Consider the following 16,661-nt stretch of genomic DNA (forward strand, 5'->3'; position numbering starts at 1 on the left):
TTTTTATTTCCTCCCACTGGACATAGAAGTAGGTTGATTTCCTCTGTTTTTTTTATATGCATGATAGGCATATTGACTAAAATAAAAGTTAGCTTTTACAAAGTTTAATTTTTCTTGGTTTCGTAACAGTTTCCAATATCGGTAGGCAGCTTTTAATTTATTCCTTGAAGTAGAATTACTTACAATGCGGTAGTTAGATAAAATCTTTTGTAAACCATGGGCTTGATATCCTAGCCGTAATAATATTAACCATAGAGCAGTATCTTCAGGTTGGATAATGGGCATTTCAATTTGTTTAAATTGATGCCTATCTAACATCACTGTTAAACAGCCAATCGTTGTATTTCCTAGCAGATATTTATAATCTACAACTTTCGGTGCATGAATTTTAATATTCATAGAATTTCCTTGTTCGTCAATTAAAGAGTAAGAGGTAAAAGAAAAAGCAAGATTATCTTTTTGCATAAAAGCGACTTGTTCTTCTAGTTTGGTAGGTAACCAGAGATCATCGCTGTCTAGAAAGGCGATATAATCTCCTTGAGCTTCTTTTAATGCTATATTTCTAGCCCTAGCAGCACCAGCATTTTGATCTAAAGTAATAAGTTTAATTCGTGGGTCTTTTTTTATATATTGTTTGATGACATGGACTGAGTCATCTTTTGACTGGTCATCAACGATAATCATTTCCCAGTTAGCATATGATTGAGTCTGAACGGATTCAATGGTTTCTTTTATAAAAGGAGAGCTGTTATAAGAGGGAGTGATAACAGAAACCAATGATTCATTATTTTTTTGTGTGTATATCATAAAAACCAGCCTCTTTTCTTTCATATACAGAAATATATTTTAAAGCAATTGCTAAAAAGGAGAAAAGTGCTTCATTAATCATGAGAGAAAGGGATATCATCTGTAATAAAAAAGCGAAAAGTGTAAGAATAATAAACGGTTTTTCACGATGCAATTTCGTTTTAAAGATCTTGATTAGGAACAGGAATAAAAAAGAAAGGTAAAGAAGAAAGCCAATAATTCCTGCCTCTACTAAGATTTCTAGATATGTATTATGAACATATAGTCTTTCATTATGTTCAAATGCATAATAATCCGAAAAATTAAAGGCGCCGATTCCCAAAAGGGGATGAGACATAAAATAGTGAATCGCCTGTTTCCATAATTCAAATCGACCACTTCCGTTATCAGAAGAAAAGTCATTGATACGGCTGGAAATAATCTGATTCAAATCGATTTGCATAAAAGAACATGCGACGTAGATGGCAACTAGACATAACAGAGCAACAAGTATCATTTTTACCTTTTTTAGAAAATCCGCTAACAGTATATATAAAATGATAACGAGTATTAGGGCGACAATACCGCCCCTGGAAAAAGTAAGAAGGTTGGTAATAATACATAAGATGAATCCAAATGAGTTTTTAAATCCTTTTAAGTGTGTTAAGTAAAAACAAAAAAATAATGTATTATAAAAAATGAAGATGTTTGGGTCATCAAGTAGTCCAATTAATCTTGGATAATCCCTATCTAATAGTAATCCGTAAGAGGTAATCTCAACGCCTGTTGGGGATCCTCCGGTTATCTGCAGTCCAATTATGTACAATAACAAACTCGTAATGTTAAATAGTATTCCGACATTTGTGATGGAAGATTCAATAGCACGGATTGAAGCTTGCTCCATCATATATCTCATGATGAAGTAGCAAATAAGGACAAGGATTACTCCTAGAATGACGCGAATACTTGATTCAGGATACTGTGAAAAAGCACCGCTTAGGCAATAGGTAAAATAAAATAAAAGCAATAAAATTTCATAATGATAAAGAGGGCGAAAGTAAAAGTTTCGAAAGTAAATACAGAAAAAAATGGCTAGAAAAATCATGTAAATTTTTAATGAAAAACCGATGGACAAATTATATTTACTAAGTGTAATAAAAAATAACAAAAGAAAAACTTCTAAAGTAGAAGTATTTCTTTTAATTTGTAATCTTTCCATTCTCCCGTTGTCCCCCGTCTTTTAAATGATTGATATTCTGTTGTTTTTTCTTTCTTATAAAATCTTCAATCAAGTCCCGGATTGTTCGATCAAATAGTAAAACCATCGTAGACATTAAGATAATGGTAGAGAACATGGCTATAAAAGGAAACTTATATAATAAGTAGTGTAATAGGATAAAACTTATCGAAAAGTAGGTTCCATATGGAATAATGACTTTATTTAATACTGCTCTTCTGATTGGATTAGCTAATATATAACCAATCAATGATACGATTTCCATCGTTAAAACAGAAAAAGCTGCTCCCGCTATTGTATAAGTAAGACTCAGATAATAAAAAGACACTAAGCCAATAGAGATGGTTATAAACTGAACAATAGTACGGCGGTTTTGCAGTCCTCTTGTTGTGAGACCATCAGCTATGGCGATGTTAAATCCTTGTAAGACAATAATAAAGGACAATATTTTTAACGGTTGAACCGCAGATCCCCATTTATCTCCAAATAAAATCGTGATTAAATAGGGAGATAAATAGAATAGAGATATTGTCATGCACATCCCAATCAAGGACATAAATTTCATTTGCAGGATATTTAGTTCTGTATGTTTCTTTACCTCCCCATGACTATAATGTTTAAATAACAGTGGGAAAAATGCACCTGCAATAACCCCTGGAATTTGATAGAGGGCTGAGGGGATCCGGTAAGCTACTGCAAAGAGCCCAACAAGTCCTAAGGGAAGTGTTTTTTCTAATACTAATGGACCTAGTTGCGGAGTTAAGATAATAAATAACCCACTCATTAAGAAAGGACTAATATGGATCAGTAATTTTTTTTGAAAAGGGACTTTCCATTGAAATTCCATGTTTTTTCTGAGTAAATACAGACAGTAAATCCCACCGACTAAATAAGAAAAACCATATAAAAAAGCTGTTACATGTATATCCACCTTGAAGCTTATGCACAAGATGGTAAATATGACTAAGATAATGGATGAGAAGATTTTTATAGATGCGATAAATTGCATTCTTTCAGCTAATTGAAAGTAGGTTATTCCGATGCTTTGCAGCACGAGTCCGATGATTAAAGGAATCATTAAACTATACATCATATAAAGAATTTGTTGTTCATGGTAAAAGATATGGATACCGAAAGAAAAAATAATAAATGTTAACAGTAAACATACTACTCGAACTTTTATATAAGAAAAAAATGTAGCATGGAGGTTTTCCTGTTTTGATCCGTCACGAAGGAACGTATTACTAACTCCTAAATCTGTAAAAAAATGCATGACCATGGAAAGAGCTAGTGCTACACTAAATATTCCATAGTTCTTTGAGTTAAAGTAATTTGCCAACAGTATGAGCGTACTTGCATTTAAAACATTAGCTAAAATTGTACTGTAAAGTAAGTGGAATATATTTTTAATAATTGAGTTTGTTTTCTTATTCACTTATTTCTCTCCCAATTTACAACTGTAAAGTTACTTAAGTACAGATGTAGGTTCTTTTCCACTAGATAAAATAGGGTCTTTTTGCTTAAGGTAATAATCATATGTATTCGCAAGACCCTTTTCCAATGAATATATAGGTTGCCAGTCTAATTTTTGAATGCTCTTTTTATTGCAGAGCAAGCTTTCTTTGAGATCACCATCTTTTGCAGGTTGATAAATGGGGGATACATTTTGTTTTCCAATTGATTGAATCATCGAGAATACTTCATTGATACTTGTACAAGTGGATGATGATATATTGAAAGTACCGCTCCCATTATATTTCAATGCTTGAAGATTGGCGCTTGCTACATCGTCTACATAGATAAAATCTCTTGTTTGTAAGCCATCCCCGTAAATAACAGATTGCTCCTTTTGAATTACATGGTTGATGAAAATTGAAATAACTCCGCCCTCGCCGTTTACAGTCTGCCTTGGACCATAAACATTGCTGTATCGAAGAATGACATAGTCTATATCATATAATTCTTTTGCGAGCTTTAAATATTCCTCTGCTGTTTGTTTAGAGACGCCATAAGGTGATAAGGGATGAGTAGGGTGTGAGACTGGAATAGGCATGATTTTCGAATTGCCATATACTGCTGCTGAAGAAGCAAATATAATCTTTTTAACACCATATTTCTGAGAGAGCTTTATGATATTTGTTGAACCTATTATATTGATTCTTGCATCATTTGTTATATTTGAAACGGAGTTTTGTACGCTAATTTGTGCAGCTTGATGAATTACAAAGTCAGGCTTAAATGTTTTCATCGCTTTTTCTAATGCTCCTTCATCTTCTACGCTATCAAAGAAAGCGATCCCTTTTGAATGAACATTATTTATGGATCCGGTGGATAAGTTATCATACACAGCAACTTCATAATTATGATGAACTAATTTTTCTACAATATGGGATCCGATAAATCCGAAGCCCCCCGTTACTAGCACTTTCTCCATTTTTTCTTCGCCCCTTCAATATTTATCTAGCTCCATTTCCAGTAAATACAATGGCCAATGTTTGACATAAAATCTTGATTTCCATAGTGAATGATCGATGCTGGATATAATATAAGTCAAATGCTAATTTTTCTTCGGGAGTTAAATCATATCCACCATTTACTTGTGCCAACCCTGTTATTCCAGGTGTTACAAGTAAACGATGTTTAAAATTAGGTAATAACTTATCAAACTCTTTATAGAAATATTCTCTTTCAGGTCTAGGGCCAATGAGAGACATATCTCCTTTTAACACGTTAATAAATTGAGGGATTTCATCAATTCTTGTTCTTCTTATAAACGCACCTATTCTTGTAACCCTAGGGTCCTCTTTAGTTGCCCACTGAGGGCCGTTTTTTTCAGCGTCTAAAAACATGGAGCGCAATTTTATTAATTTAAAGCCTCTGCCATCTTTTCCTAGACGCCATTGATAAAAGAAGGGAGAGCCGGTTGATTCAATTGGGATAAGGATGCAAAAAAGAATTAAAATGGGTGATAAAAGTAACAGCATGAATAATGAGACAACAAAATCTACCAGCCGTTTAACAAGAAGGTAAGATGAAGTTGATAGAGGTTTTACTTGTATTTCTACCTGTCTATCAATCTTTATTTTTGGATCCAAAAGTTACCCCCCTTTATGAAATAATGACTGCACCGATTATTTCATGTTTGCTATGTTCGAGTTGTTTTCTTACACTCGCAATTTTTTCTAACTTATCACGACCTTCCTGTATCATTAAAACAACGCCATCACAATGTTTTGCGAGGATTTGTGCATCTGGAGTGTTTAGGAAATCGGATGTGTGAAATAGAATGATATCAAAATGCTCTTTCCACTCCTCAATTAGGATTGGGAAGGTCTCTAATGTTAACAATGTCATTGGCTCATAAAGGTCTTCACCTGTAGATAAACAAGATAGATAATCCGTTATTTCTATTGCAGTATCCTTATTTTGCTCTCTTAAAAGTAAGTTGCTTAGGCCAAATGAATGATCGATATGAAACACATGGTGTAAAGAAGGTTGACGCAGATTCGCATCCACTACCAATACTCGTTTTCGTTGTTCTGAAAAAGCTAGGGCCAAATAAGCAGTAGCATTGGTCATCTTTTGTGTTTGTGCAAGGGAAGTAATCATTAATATTGACTTTTCCTTTTGAAAGCTCGGTTCAATCTGGTTACATATACTATAAAATCGTTCTTTGATGGCGATGTCATGTGGATTAAACAAATATTTCCGCTTAAATTTGATGGTCATTATGTTCACCTCGTTTCATAGAAGGTAAGATTTTATAAGCTGTTTTTTGTTTGTTTTTTCTTTTTTTTGTATGTAAATTCACCCTTCCTAATAACGGGATTCCAAGATGTTCGAGTTCTCGATTGTTGTAAGTGGAATCATCAAAGTGTTCTCGCAGCATTGCCATGCCAATTCCGGCAAAAAAGCTGATTATGATGGAAATAGCTATAATGAATTTGGGCTTTGGAAAAAGTAGTTCAGCTTCTTCTGTCATCTCGGAATTATTAAGAATATTAAGTTGATTTGCATTTGCATAGTTTTTAAATTTAGATATGGATTGATTTACGACAGATTGTGCAATTTTTTTAGCTAATTGTGGATTGGAATCTTTCACTGAAATTGTAATAATCTGTGAATCATTTCTATTCGTAACGGAAACCTGTTTAAGCAAATCATAGCTTGAACGAGTCAGGTTTAACTCTTTTTTTACGCCTATCATGATATATGGGCTTTTTATAATATCCATGTATGACAGAGCGAGCTGCTTGTTATCTTGCACTCTATTTACTGGATTTTCCTCTTTTTCTACGCCTAAAGATCCGGCAAGAACTTGGGTGGAGTACTGATAGATTGGTTTCATAAGGTACATGGATGAAATAATAATGAACCCGTTAGTACAAATTGTCGTAAGTATAATGATTAAGAATCGCCTTTTTAAAACTTGTATAAACTCTTTTATTTTTACTTTTTCATTCATTTAGTTCACCACTTTTTCAATTTAATAGTAGAGTTTTGGCGTAATTTTCCGAATGGGAATTATCACCTTTGATTTTGAAAAGGTCCTTAGCACATTTATACTAGGGCGAAGAATTTTAAACCTAGCATCTGAACAAAAACTGAACAGAATTCTTCTTCTCGAATTTTTACTATGCAGGGCATAGCCACATCGTCATCAAGTTAAGAGTGACAAGGGGTATATGTGAGTGTGTGTTGGAAGTTTCTATGACTACACGAAAGGTGTGCCTAACAAATAAATCAATCAAATGGATACTGGAATAAAAAAGTTCATCATTATGATATTGCATCTTATAAATCTAAATAATAAATGATTTTTCTGAATATTTATGGTAAGATTTTGATATAAATTGTATTTTTTTGAAATTAATAGAATTTTTTAGTGTAATTTCACTCTTCACAATGTATTTATCAATCCATAAATGTAGTACATAAATGTTTGGTTTTTTATATGAAGCTTTATTATCTTATCTAGTTAAAAGGAGAATATAATGAATCATTCTATGGATATACAATATTTGTGTGATATCTTATATCAAACATTTCAAGTATCTATTCAATTTGTATCTACAGATGAAAAAATCTTATATAAATCTACTTCTAATGATATTTGCAGTCCTTTTTATTCTTCTAAGGAAGAACAACTTAGTGAACTTTTTCAAGAAAATGACCCCTATAATTTTCCGCTTATGAGAGGAAACAGTTATCTAGAAAATTTCGTTTTCATTCACGTAGTAGACCATGAATCTATAAAAGGAACCTTTGTTATTGGACCTTCTGCATATCCCAAGGTATCAGAAGATATGGCCATTAGACTTATGAATGAATTTGGAAAAAATGCTAGCATACAAGACGGAATTGACTACTATCATTCCATACCTGTAATAAAAAAAATAACTTTAATTGATATAGGAATTTTATTGCATTACATGATTTTTAAAGAAAAGTTAGATGTCGGTGCTGTTTGGAGTGAAAATAAATTATTGGAGAAAACTTCCTATGAAATTGCGAATCCTGATTTATATATTTCAGCCCGTCGTCAAAATAGTCCTAATCATTACGATATAGCATTGGAACGGAAATTTTTCACATGTATTAAAGAAGGGAACAAAGAAAAATTAATACAATATGCATATGCATTTCCGCAAGAAGATGCTGCAATTTCATCAAAAACAAATCAACTAAGAAATCAAAAAAATAATGGCATTATGGCCATTACTCTAGCTACTCGTTATGCGATAGAGGGAAATCTCCCATCAGAAATTGCTTTTTCGCTTAGTTCTCTCTATATGGAGACGATTGAACAGCTAGATAATATGTATTCAGTCAATAGATTAATTGAGGATGCTTTATGCGCTTTTGCTGATCGTGTTAAAGAATATAGTATTCAAAGATATTCGCATACAATTACTACATGTTTAAATCATATTAGCAAAAACATTTATCATGAAATATCTCTCAATAATCTCGCTACGCTGCTTGATATGAATCCTACTTATTTATCTAAATTGTTTAAACAAGAAGTGGGAATCCCTTTTAGTGAATATATTCAAAGGGAACGAGTAGAAGAAGCGAAAAAACTATTAACATTAACTACATATCCACTATCAGATATTTGTGCTTGGCTTAACTTTTACGATCAAAGTTATTTTACAAGAGTGTTCAAAAAAATATGTAATATGACTCCTAGGCAATACCGTGAAAGACATACAGTGGTATAGGATACACTAACTTAATTTACCTCTTCATTTATAAGTAATAATACTTTTGTTTTGAATTTTTTCCATGTGTTAAAAATATATGATCTATTTTTTTATGATTTTGCTAACCATATGAATATAGTAGGGAAATGGATTTTAAATAAAGAATTTATTTGAATAAGTATAAGAATAGAACAAAATAGTTAAGAGATGTTTGCTTTTTCATGTTCGTCCCTTTTAACGTGGATTAAATAAATGTTTGAAATAAAAAAGAATCCCATATTTCTTGTGGGACTCTTTTTTATTTTGTATAGAATTTGTTGACTTTATTATGAAGATTAGTCAAAGGTATAGTTTGAATTGTTTTACCTAACAAAGATATGTCATGTGATTTGCATTTTCTCGTTTCCCTTATATTAAATTCCTTGTGTCATATTTGAAAGATTTTAAAAATTTTTAATCATCGAGTGTTCAATAGTATTTTCATTTATTGTCAAAGCGTGTTATATTTTGTAGCAATAGATAGTTAGAGGAGGCTGGTTTGTGTTCGTATATACCAAAGTGAAATGAGTACATATTAGAAATTTATAATTATTCTGAAATATTAAACACTGTGATAATTCTATGAACAGGAAAATGGAAGGCAAACTATATTTTAATAAAAATCTTTTTGGTAGGAGTAATATGATGAAAAGATATGAGGAGTTTGACTCTCTCAGAGGATTAGCAGCACTTCTTGTAATAATCGGGCATCATATGATGTTATTGCCTGCGTATGAAAATTATCAATATAAGTTAAACAGCCCCTTCATCATTTATTTATTCAAGGAAACTCCTTTACGTCTTGTCTTTAGTAGCGGCAACGAATCTGTTATTCTCTTTTTTGTATTGAGTGGTTTTGTTTTGTATTTATCCATTCATAATGAGAAATTTCATTATGATACATACATAATAAAACGGATTTGCCGAATTTATATACCATATTTAGTAGCAATCAGCATTTCTATTATTGCTAAAATGCTTTTTAGTCATAATGATATGCCATTTATTAGCGATTGGTTTAGTAAATCATGGACGGCTGAAGATACACTCGTTTTATTCTTACAACATCTTGTTTTTATCGGTGAATATAACACGGACGCATATAATAATGTTATATGGTCTCTTGTTCATGAAATGAGAATTTCGATTGTATTTCCATTTCTGACTTTCTTTTTTGTTCGAAAAAAGCTCAGATATTCCTTATTGTGGTTTATAATTTTAAGTCTTTTTTCGACTCTTGGTCTGTATTTGTTTGATTCTGGTAGAAGCATAACTAGTAGTTTTTTAAGCTTTCACTACATCACTCTTTTTTTTATGGGAGCTCTATTAGCCAAGTATCGTTATTTTATTTTTCATTATGCATTAAAGATGAAAAAAACAGTGAAAATCATATTACTGCTGACCGCAATTATTTGTTTTATGTATGAAGGAATGATTGGCGAAGTGGATTTTTTGAATAACTATATATTGAGAGACTACGTTGTCTCGTTCGGGGTTTGTATAGTGATGATTATGAGTATCTCTTCATGGACATTTAGTGCGTTATTAAGAAGAAAAGTATTTATTTTTCTTGGAAAGATTTCTTACAGTCTTTATTTATATCATCTTGTTTCTTTATTCACAGTTATGTATTTATTTTATGATCAACTACCTACCATATTAGTAGTCTTTCTTTCTTTTTTTCTTTCTTTTTTACTGTCTTCATTAGGATATTTATTTGTTGAAAAACCCTGCATAAAACTTGGGCGGTATTTAACTAGGAGAGGATGAACAGTCCAAAGTTTTCGATTTCCTAAATGGTGTTGAAATTAAATCACAAGAGGAATTAAATGTTATGAAAAAAGCATTAGGTGATTTTCCTAATGATTTTATGAATGCTAAGTTTGTGTATGAGGAACAAATGAAGGCAAAGAGTAAGCAGGAATAATGAGTGATAAAAAGGTTCCTTAACAAACGAAGTGTAAATGTTAAGGAACCTTTTTATATATCCGGAACCCCGTAAGTAAGAGGGGAGGAAATCAACCTCCACTAATTAAAGTTTCGTTCTATTGTACCCCACTCTCCAAAATCGAAAACGTCTTCCTCTCACAATCAATCTCTGCCGTTGCGCCGTAAGGCAAAATAAACTTAGGTTCCGTATGACCGAAGTTTAAATTATAAAGAATCGGCAAATCTTCTAAACGATATTCTTTCATAACTGTTAGAATTTCCTGTTTGTATTCTTCATAATACTTCTCGTCTTTCGGTTTGCCGAAAATGATTCCGTTTAGGTTTTGTAAAATGCCTTGCGCAGCATAATTACGTAACCAATATGTTACGTAATTTGGATCTGGTTTGTCTTCAGATGTTTCAAAAAACAGGATGCTGTTTTCCCAATATTTTTTCTCAGGCCAAAGAATTGTCCCTTTTGTGAACTCGAGTACTTCTATACACCCTCCGATTAAACGACCTTGTTTGATACCTGATCCTTGAAGGAGTTCGTATCCCGTATTTTTTTGCATGGTACGACGTGTATTTTTGTTTGATTCAATCCATTCTAAACGTTCACTCGTCCATTCTGTAGCTGGCACGATTTCCCCAATCGGTTCATTTGAAAAAAGAGTTCGATTTACCATTTCAATTGTATACGGATCCATTTCAACATTTTCAGCAAAATCGGTTAAAATGGCTGGGCCGTAAAAGGAAGAAAGGCCCGCTTTATGACAAAAAAGATGTGAAATGGTCACATCTGAATAGCCCATAAAAATCTTTGGGTTTTCACGTATAATGTCAAAATCAATATAAGGAAGTAAGCGAATGCTATCGGATCCGCCAATATTTGCAATGATGCCTTTAATACTTTCATCTTGAAATGCCGCCATTAAATCTTGTGCACGAGCCTGTGGGTTTTCGTAAGTATATGCCGAACCTTTCAAACTATTTGGCATGGGTATAACCTCAAGGCCAAATACTTCTTCTAATCTTTTTACCCCTTGTTCATAACGCCACCTAAGTTCTGGATCGCCTGCGCCTCCCCAAGAAGGACTAATGGTTGCGACGCGATCACCTCGTTGTAATTTCTTTGGTTTTCTTAACACAGTAACTCCCACCCTTAATCATTCGATTCACTATACAATTCGTATAGCATATGACTCTTTTCGACACTATCCCAAAATCCCCTGCTGTTATTCAAGGACATACCCCGTTTGCTGACTAAGAGTAAATGAAAATCTTAGTTTTAAATTCATCGTTGTAAATCTATTGAACAAGAGCGATTAGAATGCCACCTTTATGGACAACTCATTAGTATTCTATTATGTTCTTCCACTATGTTTAAAATACGAGTCAGGGGTTACTTGATATGCCTACATTTATAAAATTTATAAAAAATAATAAAAAAACTATGTGAAAAGACCGCGTTTTACATAAAAATATACTTTAAGTTGATGGCTGTGTAGTGATACTTGAAATGTAACTGAAAAGTAATAATAATTACATTTTAAGTGGGTTTATTTCATTTAAATAAAAAAGATTACATTTTCGTTACAAAAACTATTGATTATATTTAAATACCATAATATGATTCTGTTTGTGGAAATAAAAACTAAAATTATTCATTATTTGGGGGAAATGGAAAATGAAGAAAACTATTTTACCAGTTTTAATGTCTGCAATGTTTGTAGTTCCTGCAGTATCTCATGCAGAAGAACATGTAGTTTCACAAAATAATACGTATAAAGTTGAGCAAGCTCAAGAAAAGAGTGGCTGGGTTCGAGATAAAGGAGACTGGTATTACTATAATGAAGATGGAACTATGGCTAAAGATTGGAAAAAAATCAATGGCCTTTGGTATTACTTTAATCAAGATGGAATTATGGCTAAATATATGAAAAATATCCAAGGAAATACATATTACTTTAATGATGATGGTGCTATGCAGATAGGATGGAAGAAACTTCAAGGTTCCTTTGGCGGAAAATGGTATTACTTTAACGAAGATGGAGCTATGACTAAAGATTGGAAAAAAATCAATGGCTCTTGGTATTATTTTGAAGAAAATGGTGCCATGGCGACAGGTCAAAAAACTGTTAAGGGAAATACATATTACTTGAATGAAGATGGGGCTATGCAAATAGGATGGAAGAAGCTTCAAGGTTCCTTTGGCGGAAAATGGTATTACTACAATGAAGATGGCTCAATGGCAACAGGTTGGGTAAAAGTGAATGATACATGGTACTACATGAATAAAGATGGTGCAATGCAAACAGGTTGGTTACAAAAAGATGGGGATTGGTATTATTTACAATCTAACGGTGCAATGGCAGTAGGAAAACATTTCATTGATGGAAGATGGTATTCATTCAAAGATAATGGCGTTATGATGTAACAAAAGGTCTTTTAAATTGAATATAGGACACCAGATATGTATTTTAAGATATTTCTATAATAAGAAAAGACACCTAACAGTCTGAAAGCTTGCCTTTTTGGCAAGCTTTTTGTTTAAGTTACTCTTTTTCACCTGGGTTATGAAATGGAAAAAGATTATGTAATTCAAGTAAAAGTCGCCCTGTAGGTTTTACATTCATTGGATTTCCGCTTTGCGCTGTATATTCTGCTAGTCGCCAAGACGGCAAGTCTTCCCCTTCATTTGGTAAATTGTAATCTCCGCCACCTGCATCAGAGAGGCGATATAAAATTTCATTCATAGCGGACCGAGCTATCCAGTACGCGAACAATCCGATCTTTTCAGGTGGGATCTCTGCTTGCACCATTTCTTTTATAATCAAGTCGTTTGTATGAGGTGTTGCTAGTTCATTCGCACGTTGAATCGATCTTTGAACCCAGCTGTCATTATGATATAAGTACATATCTAATGTTTCTTGTAACGGTCTTAAAAAGCGAAAGCTGGCAAGAACAGCTTCTTTTCCTTCAATCTCATCTTTCGCCCAATATTCAGAGGACTCCATGCCAAATTCTTTTAATATTTCGGTTATAGTTTCTTTCGTGGGCTCCTTTTTTAAGTCTTCTAAAAGGGGGATTAAATTATCCTTCATATCATCCATATCCATTCTCCTTTTTATATATTTATTGCACAATTGTTTCACCTTGAATGATCGTTTCTCATTTTCTATTATTCTTAATCTTTACATATATTTTACCATTTCTTGTTCGTTTGGCGGTAATGTGGTGATACATATCGTATTGGTGTGTAGTGTTTAAAGAAATGGAAGTATTATTTGAATAGATGCGATCTTATAAAATTTTGTAGTGAACTTTGGGGGTTCTGACTATTAACTGAACTGGGGCTATTTATTGTTCATAGACCTCTAATATTGATGTGGGGCACTCCACATGAAATCAAATATAAAACAACGGATTACCTGTCAATTTCGACAGGTTTTTTATTGTTTTAGAAGGAATATTATGGTTAATGTCGAATGCTCCTGTTTAGTAGATTGCATAGATAGATTTTAATTCTGATAGCGCAAGGATTACAGAATTTTTAAAGGAGACATATATATGGGATATATTATGGATTTGCGTAATTTAGTTGGAAGTAGACCTTTAATTATGGTCGGAGCGTGTGTACTTGTTATAGATTATGAGCAACGAGTTTTATTGCAACTTCGAAAAGATAATGGATGTTGGGGACTGATTGGGGGAGCGATGGAGTTAGGAGAAACACTTGAACAAGTAGCGCATAGAGAATTGTTTGAAGAAACAGGACTAACGGCTGAGAATCTTAAATTGATTCATACATATTCAGGGGAAGCTTTTTATTATCAATATCCTCATGGTGATGAAGTCTATAATGTTGTGACGGCTTTTGAATGTAAAGAATATAACGGTTATTTAAGTCATGATAAGAATGAGTCAACAAACCTTCAATTTTTTTCTTTATATGATTTGCCAAAAAATATAAGCCCACCAGATAGACCTGTACTCGAAGATTATAAATTAAAATATACTTTATCCCGCATGAACGGGCAGTAAGATCTCTACTTCAAAATTCAGCGAGAGCAAAGAATTTGGGTGCATGTAAAAGCTAGATTGGTGAAGAAAAAGGTTTGATAGTTCAATTCAATAATGTTGGAATAGAAGGTGATTCTAATGGGGATTTTTATTCTTAATCGTTTTAATGGAGTTGAGAAATATGAAATTTCTGAAGCGAAAATCTATGCGGTTAAAAAAGACGAGAATGACATAATGGTATGGCTTGAAGTAGAAACAAAGGAAGAGCCAATCCAATCACTACCCGATACAGCGGATTGTAAAATGAATCCAAGTGGAGAGATAACAATTTATCTGGATCACTTAAATCTTGAAAATTTTGAAGAACAACAATTTACTATTTCAAAAGGGTATGATAAAGACAGCAACGATTTGGTAGCAAGACTATATTATTTTGAACATCAAGGTGTTAATAGTAATATGTTGAAAATGAAATACAAAGGAAACGGAATTTTTGATATCCATTGGACAGGTGTAACCACGGATATCTCTTATTATGATGGAAGTAAGCCAGATACTACTATTGAAGTTGTGGGAGAATTTATTTTTGAAGAATATAAGGAATGGTTATAAAGGGATAATCACAAATATATTAGGGGAATTCGGAAACGGATTCTCTTTTATTTTTCTCTGAATATGTAACGGAATTTTATAAAAAAGACACTCTTATGAGTTTCTAAAATAATGATTGTTTTAAATCAAAATGATTAGTTGGTGAGGCGGAATCGGCCCTCTTATACGTCTTTTTCAAACTATGAAAAGCAATGATTCTACCTCTATCGTATGCTAAGGTATGGTGATGCAGCACTGCTACCTTGTTGTGGTAAATAGAAATTCAAAATTTGCTTTATACAATCAAGTCGATTATCAAGCAATTGTTAACGAACCTGTCATATTATATCAAAATGAAAAAGATTGAGAAAACTTTCGTTGATTAAAGTTTCACTTTATAAACATTTGGTATACTATTATTATATTAATATGATAATACATTTTTAGATTTGTATATATATCCAACTTGATTTTCCGACATATATATCCATTTTGATTTTCAAGCACCTAAGTCGCGGCTATGAAAACAAAAGAAGATCTCCACTCGCTTTCTCCTTTTGTTCTCACTTGGCATGGGGCTAAAAAAGGCACTGACCGCTTCTATGCATGGTCGGATGCTCTCTCCCATCTAAAAAGAATGGTTTGATGTTGGTTTTTTAATTTTGATTTATATACATAACAGTTTAATACTCATGAAAGAAAAGGGGACAAAATGATGAGTACGAAAAAAACAGTCGCAATCTCTACAATAGCTTTAGCGATGATGGCAGGGGCTAATACAAGTTATGCCGAAGTTAATGAGGCCGCTCCAACACATGATTCGATTCAGCAACATGCAGAGGAGAAGTTATCAGAACTTAAGCAGGCGTGGCAGCGTGCAGAAGAGCGAGCAGCGGAATTAAAACAAGCAAAGCAACATGTAGAAGAGCGAGCATCAGAGTTAAAACAAGCGAAACAAAATGCGGAAGAAAAAGTAACGGAAGCGAAGCAACATGTAGAAGAACGAGTATCGGAATTGCAACAGACGAAACAGCATGTAGAAGAAAAAGTAGCGGAAGCAAAACAACATAGAGAAGAGCGAGTATCGGAATTGCAACAGACGAAACAACATGTAGAAGAAAAAGTAGCGGAAGTGAAACAACATAGAGAAGAGCGAATATCGGAATTACAACAGGTGAAACAAACTGCAGAAGCGAAATTAACAGAATTACAACAGGCGAAACAAACTGCAGAAGCGAAATTGGCAGAATTAAAACAGACGAAACAAAATGTGGAAGAGAAACTAGCAGAGTTAAAGCAGATTAGGAAAGACGCGGAAGCGAAAATTTCTGAAGCGAAGCAACATAAAGAAGAGGTAGCATCAGACTTAAAACAAATACACGAGACAATCGAAAGTAAATTAGCAGAATTACTCCAGGCGAAACAAGCGATAGAGGGAAAAGTAGTAGAGTTAAAACAAATGAAACAAACGCTGGAAGAGAAAATAGCAGAATTACTCCGTACAAAACACACTGTAGAGGAAGAGAAAATAGCAGATGTGAAACAGACGAAGAAAAAGATAGAAGAGAAATTAAATGAATTAACACGTACGAAACAAGATGTAGAAGCAGAGATAGCGGAATTAAAACAGGCGAAGCAAAATGTAGAAAATAAAGGAAACGAAATAAAACAAACGAGTACGCCTCTTAAAGTGGAAAACGATAAGAGAGAACTTCCTAAAGCTGGGGGAACAGAATCTAATACAACCACTCTAGGAATGTTATCAATTTTAGGTGGAATTTTATTAGCAATGCGAAATAGAATGAAAAAGATGTTTTAATAAAGTGTATGAAAACTGTTTTTTTGCAATA

At 33.1% G+C, this 16,661-nt stretch carries 15 protein-coding genes; 6 read left to right on the forward strand and 9 right to left on the reverse strand.

What is annotated here, in order from left to right; all coding sequences use genetic code 11:
* Positions 1 to 3 precede the first annotated feature (3 nt).
* From KFD70_RS06955 to KFD70_RS06985, 7 genes are read right to left on the reverse strand one after another with little or no spacing between them, the layout of a single operon-like run.
* Positions 4 to 807, reverse strand: coding sequence for a glycosyltransferase family 2 protein (locus KFD70_RS06955; RefSeq protein WP_336450810.1), 804 nt, complete (start codon positions 805 to 807; stop codon positions 4 to 6).
* The gene (locus tag KFD70_RS06960) at positions 785 to 2,005 is read right to left on the reverse strand and encodes an O-antigen ligase family protein (protein ID WP_336450811.1); all 1,221 of its coding nucleotides are present in this window, start codon (positions 2,003 to 2,005) and stop codon (positions 785 to 787) included. Before KFD70_RS06960 ends, KFD70_RS06955 begins: the two co-directional genes overlap by 23 nt.
* On the reverse strand, positions 1,986 to 3,458 hold the full coding sequence (locus tag KFD70_RS06965; RefSeq protein ID WP_336450812.1) for an oligosaccharide flippase family protein: 1,473 nt from the start codon (positions 3,456 to 3,458) through the stop codon (positions 1,986 to 1,988). The genes KFD70_RS06960 and KFD70_RS06965 overlap by 20 nt, the downstream gene beginning before the upstream one ends.
* 30 nt (positions 3,459 to 3,488) lie before the next feature.
* Positions 3,489 to 4,457, reverse strand: a complete 969-nt coding sequence (locus tag KFD70_RS06970) for an NAD-dependent epimerase/dehydratase family protein (protein WP_336450813.1) — start codon at positions 4,455 to 4,457, stop codon at positions 3,489 to 3,491.
* 22 nt (positions 4,458 to 4,479) lie between these two features.
* Positions 4,480 to 5,118 (reverse strand): sugar transferase, encoded by a 639-nt coding sequence (locus tag KFD70_RS06975; protein ID WP_336450814.1) that lies wholly within the window; start codon positions 5,116 to 5,118, stop codon positions 4,480 to 4,482.
* A 13-nt stretch (positions 5,119 to 5,131) separates the two neighbouring features.
* On the reverse strand, positions 5,132 to 5,752 hold the full coding sequence (locus tag KFD70_RS06980) for a CpsD/CapB family tyrosine-protein kinase (protein WP_336450815.1): 621 nt from the start codon (positions 5,750 to 5,752) through the stop codon (positions 5,132 to 5,134).
* Positions 5,736 to 6,488 carry a YveK family protein gene (locus tag KFD70_RS06985; RefSeq protein ID WP_431613054.1) on the reverse strand — a complete coding sequence of 251 codons (753 nt, stop codon included), beginning with the start codon at positions 6,486 to 6,488 and terminating at the stop codon, positions 5,736 to 5,738. Before KFD70_RS06985 ends, KFD70_RS06980 begins: the two co-directional genes overlap by 17 nt.
* Before the next feature lie 529 nt (positions 6,489 to 7,017).
* Here KFD70_RS06985 and KFD70_RS06990 point away from each other — a divergent pair.
* Together KFD70_RS06990 and KFD70_RS06995 are read left to right on the forward strand one after the other, a co-directional pair.
* Positions 7,018 to 8,247: a helix-turn-helix domain-containing protein gene (locus KFD70_RS06990; RefSeq protein ID WP_336450817.1), complete on the forward strand. Its 1,230-nt coding sequence runs from the start codon at positions 7,018 to 7,020 to the stop codon at positions 8,245 to 8,247.
* 663 nt (positions 8,248 to 8,910) lie between these two features.
* Positions 8,911 to 10,038 carry an acyltransferase family protein gene (locus KFD70_RS06995; RefSeq protein WP_336450818.1) on the forward strand — a complete coding sequence of 376 codons (1,128 nt, stop codon included), beginning with the start codon at positions 8,911 to 8,913 and terminating at the stop codon, positions 10,036 to 10,038.
* Positions 10,039 to 10,313: 275 nt separating this feature from the next.
* Here the strand turns inward: KFD70_RS06995 and KFD70_RS07000 are convergent, their stop codons facing one another.
* Positions 10,314 to 11,345 carry a S66 family peptidase gene (locus tag KFD70_RS07000; protein WP_336450819.1) on the reverse strand — a complete coding sequence of 344 codons (1,032 nt, stop codon included), beginning with the start codon at positions 11,343 to 11,345 and terminating at the stop codon, positions 10,314 to 10,316.
* A gap of 539 nt (positions 11,346 to 11,884) precedes the next feature.
* Between KFD70_RS07000 and KFD70_RS07005 the strand changes: the two genes are divergently transcribed.
* Positions 11,885 to 12,634 (forward strand): cell wall-binding repeat-containing protein, encoded by a 750-nt coding sequence (locus KFD70_RS07005; RefSeq protein WP_336450820.1) that lies wholly within the window; start codon positions 11,885 to 11,887, stop codon positions 12,632 to 12,634.
* 118 nt (positions 12,635 to 12,752) lie between these two features.
* On the opposite strand, the gene KFD70_RS07010 is transcribed toward KFD70_RS07005, so the two are convergent.
* Positions 12,753 to 13,310, reverse strand: a complete 558-nt coding sequence (locus KFD70_RS07010) for a hypothetical protein (protein ID WP_431613055.1) — start codon at positions 13,308 to 13,310, stop codon at positions 12,753 to 12,755.
* Between the two features lie 457 nt (positions 13,311 to 13,767).
* On the opposite strand from KFD70_RS07010, the gene KFD70_RS07015 reads away from it, so the two are divergent.
* From KFD70_RS07015 to KFD70_RS07025, 3 genes are all read left to right on the forward strand, one after another.
* The gene (locus tag KFD70_RS07015) at positions 13,768 to 14,241 is read left to right on the forward strand and encodes an NUDIX hydrolase (RefSeq protein WP_431613056.1); all 474 of its coding nucleotides are present in this window, start codon (positions 13,768 to 13,770) and stop codon (positions 14,239 to 14,241) included.
* A gap of 117 nt (positions 14,242 to 14,358) precedes the next feature.
* Positions 14,359 to 14,832 carry a hypothetical protein gene (locus tag KFD70_RS07020; protein WP_336450823.1) on the forward strand — a complete coding sequence of 158 codons (474 nt, stop codon included), beginning with the start codon at positions 14,359 to 14,361 and terminating at the stop codon, positions 14,830 to 14,832.
* Positions 14,833 to 15,526: 694 nt separating this feature from the next.
* Positions 15,527 to 16,630 carry an LPXTG cell wall anchor domain-containing protein gene (locus KFD70_RS07025; RefSeq protein WP_336450824.1) on the forward strand — a complete coding sequence of 368 codons (1,104 nt, stop codon included), beginning with the start codon at positions 15,527 to 15,529 and terminating at the stop codon, positions 16,628 to 16,630.
* Positions 16,631 to 16,661 lie beyond the last annotated feature (31 nt).

The organism is Bacillus pfraonensis, from assembly GCF_050768835.1.
Taxonomy (GTDB): domain Bacteria; phylum Bacillota; class Bacilli; order Bacillales; family Bacillaceae_G; genus Bacillus_A; species Bacillus_A pfraonensis.

Bases quoted from the DNA above. Each gene is read 5' to 3' on its own strand.
- KFD70_RS06955 (WP_336450810.1), bottom strand. From the start codon at position 807: ATGATATACACACAAAAAAATAATGAATCATTGGTTTCTGTTATCACT.
- KFD70_RS06960 (WP_336450811.1), bottom strand. From the start codon at position 2,005: ATGGAAAGATTACAAATTAAAAGAAATACTTCTACTTTAGAAGTTTTT.
- KFD70_RS06970 (WP_336450813.1), bottom strand. From the start codon at position 4,457: ATGGAGAAAGTGCTAGTAACGGGGGGCTTCGGATTTATCGGATCCCAT.
- KFD70_RS06980 (WP_336450815.1), bottom strand. From the start codon at position 5,752: ATGACCATCAAATTTAAGCGGAAATATTTGTTTAATCCACATGACATC.
- KFD70_RS06985 (WP_431613054.1), bottom strand. From the start codon at position 6,488: ATGAATGAAAAAGTAAAAATAAAAGAGTTTATACAAGTTTTAAAAAGG.
- KFD70_RS06990 (WP_336450817.1), top strand. From the start codon at position 7,018: ATGAATCATTCTATGGATATACAATATTTGTGTGATATCTTATATCAA.
- KFD70_RS06995 (WP_336450818.1), top strand. From the start codon at position 8,911: ATGATGAAAAGATATGAGGAGTTTGACTCTCTCAGAGGATTAGCAGCA.
- KFD70_RS07005 (WP_336450820.1), top strand. From the start codon at position 11,885: ATGAAGAAAACTATTTTACCAGTTTTAATGTCTGCAATGTTTGTAGTT.
- KFD70_RS07010 (WP_431613055.1), bottom strand. From the start codon at position 13,310: ATGGATGATATGAAGGATAATTTAATCCCCCTTTTAGAAGACTTAAAA.
- KFD70_RS07015 (WP_431613056.1), top strand. From the start codon at position 13,768: ATGGGATATATTATGGATTTGCGTAATTTAGTTGGAAGTAGACCTTTA.
- KFD70_RS07020 (WP_336450823.1), top strand. From the start codon at position 14,359: ATGGGGATTTTTATTCTTAATCGTTTTAATGGAGTTGAGAAATATGAA.
- KFD70_RS07025 (WP_336450824.1), top strand. From the start codon at position 15,527: ATGAGTACGAAAAAAACAGTCGCAATCTCTACAATAGCTTTAGCGATG.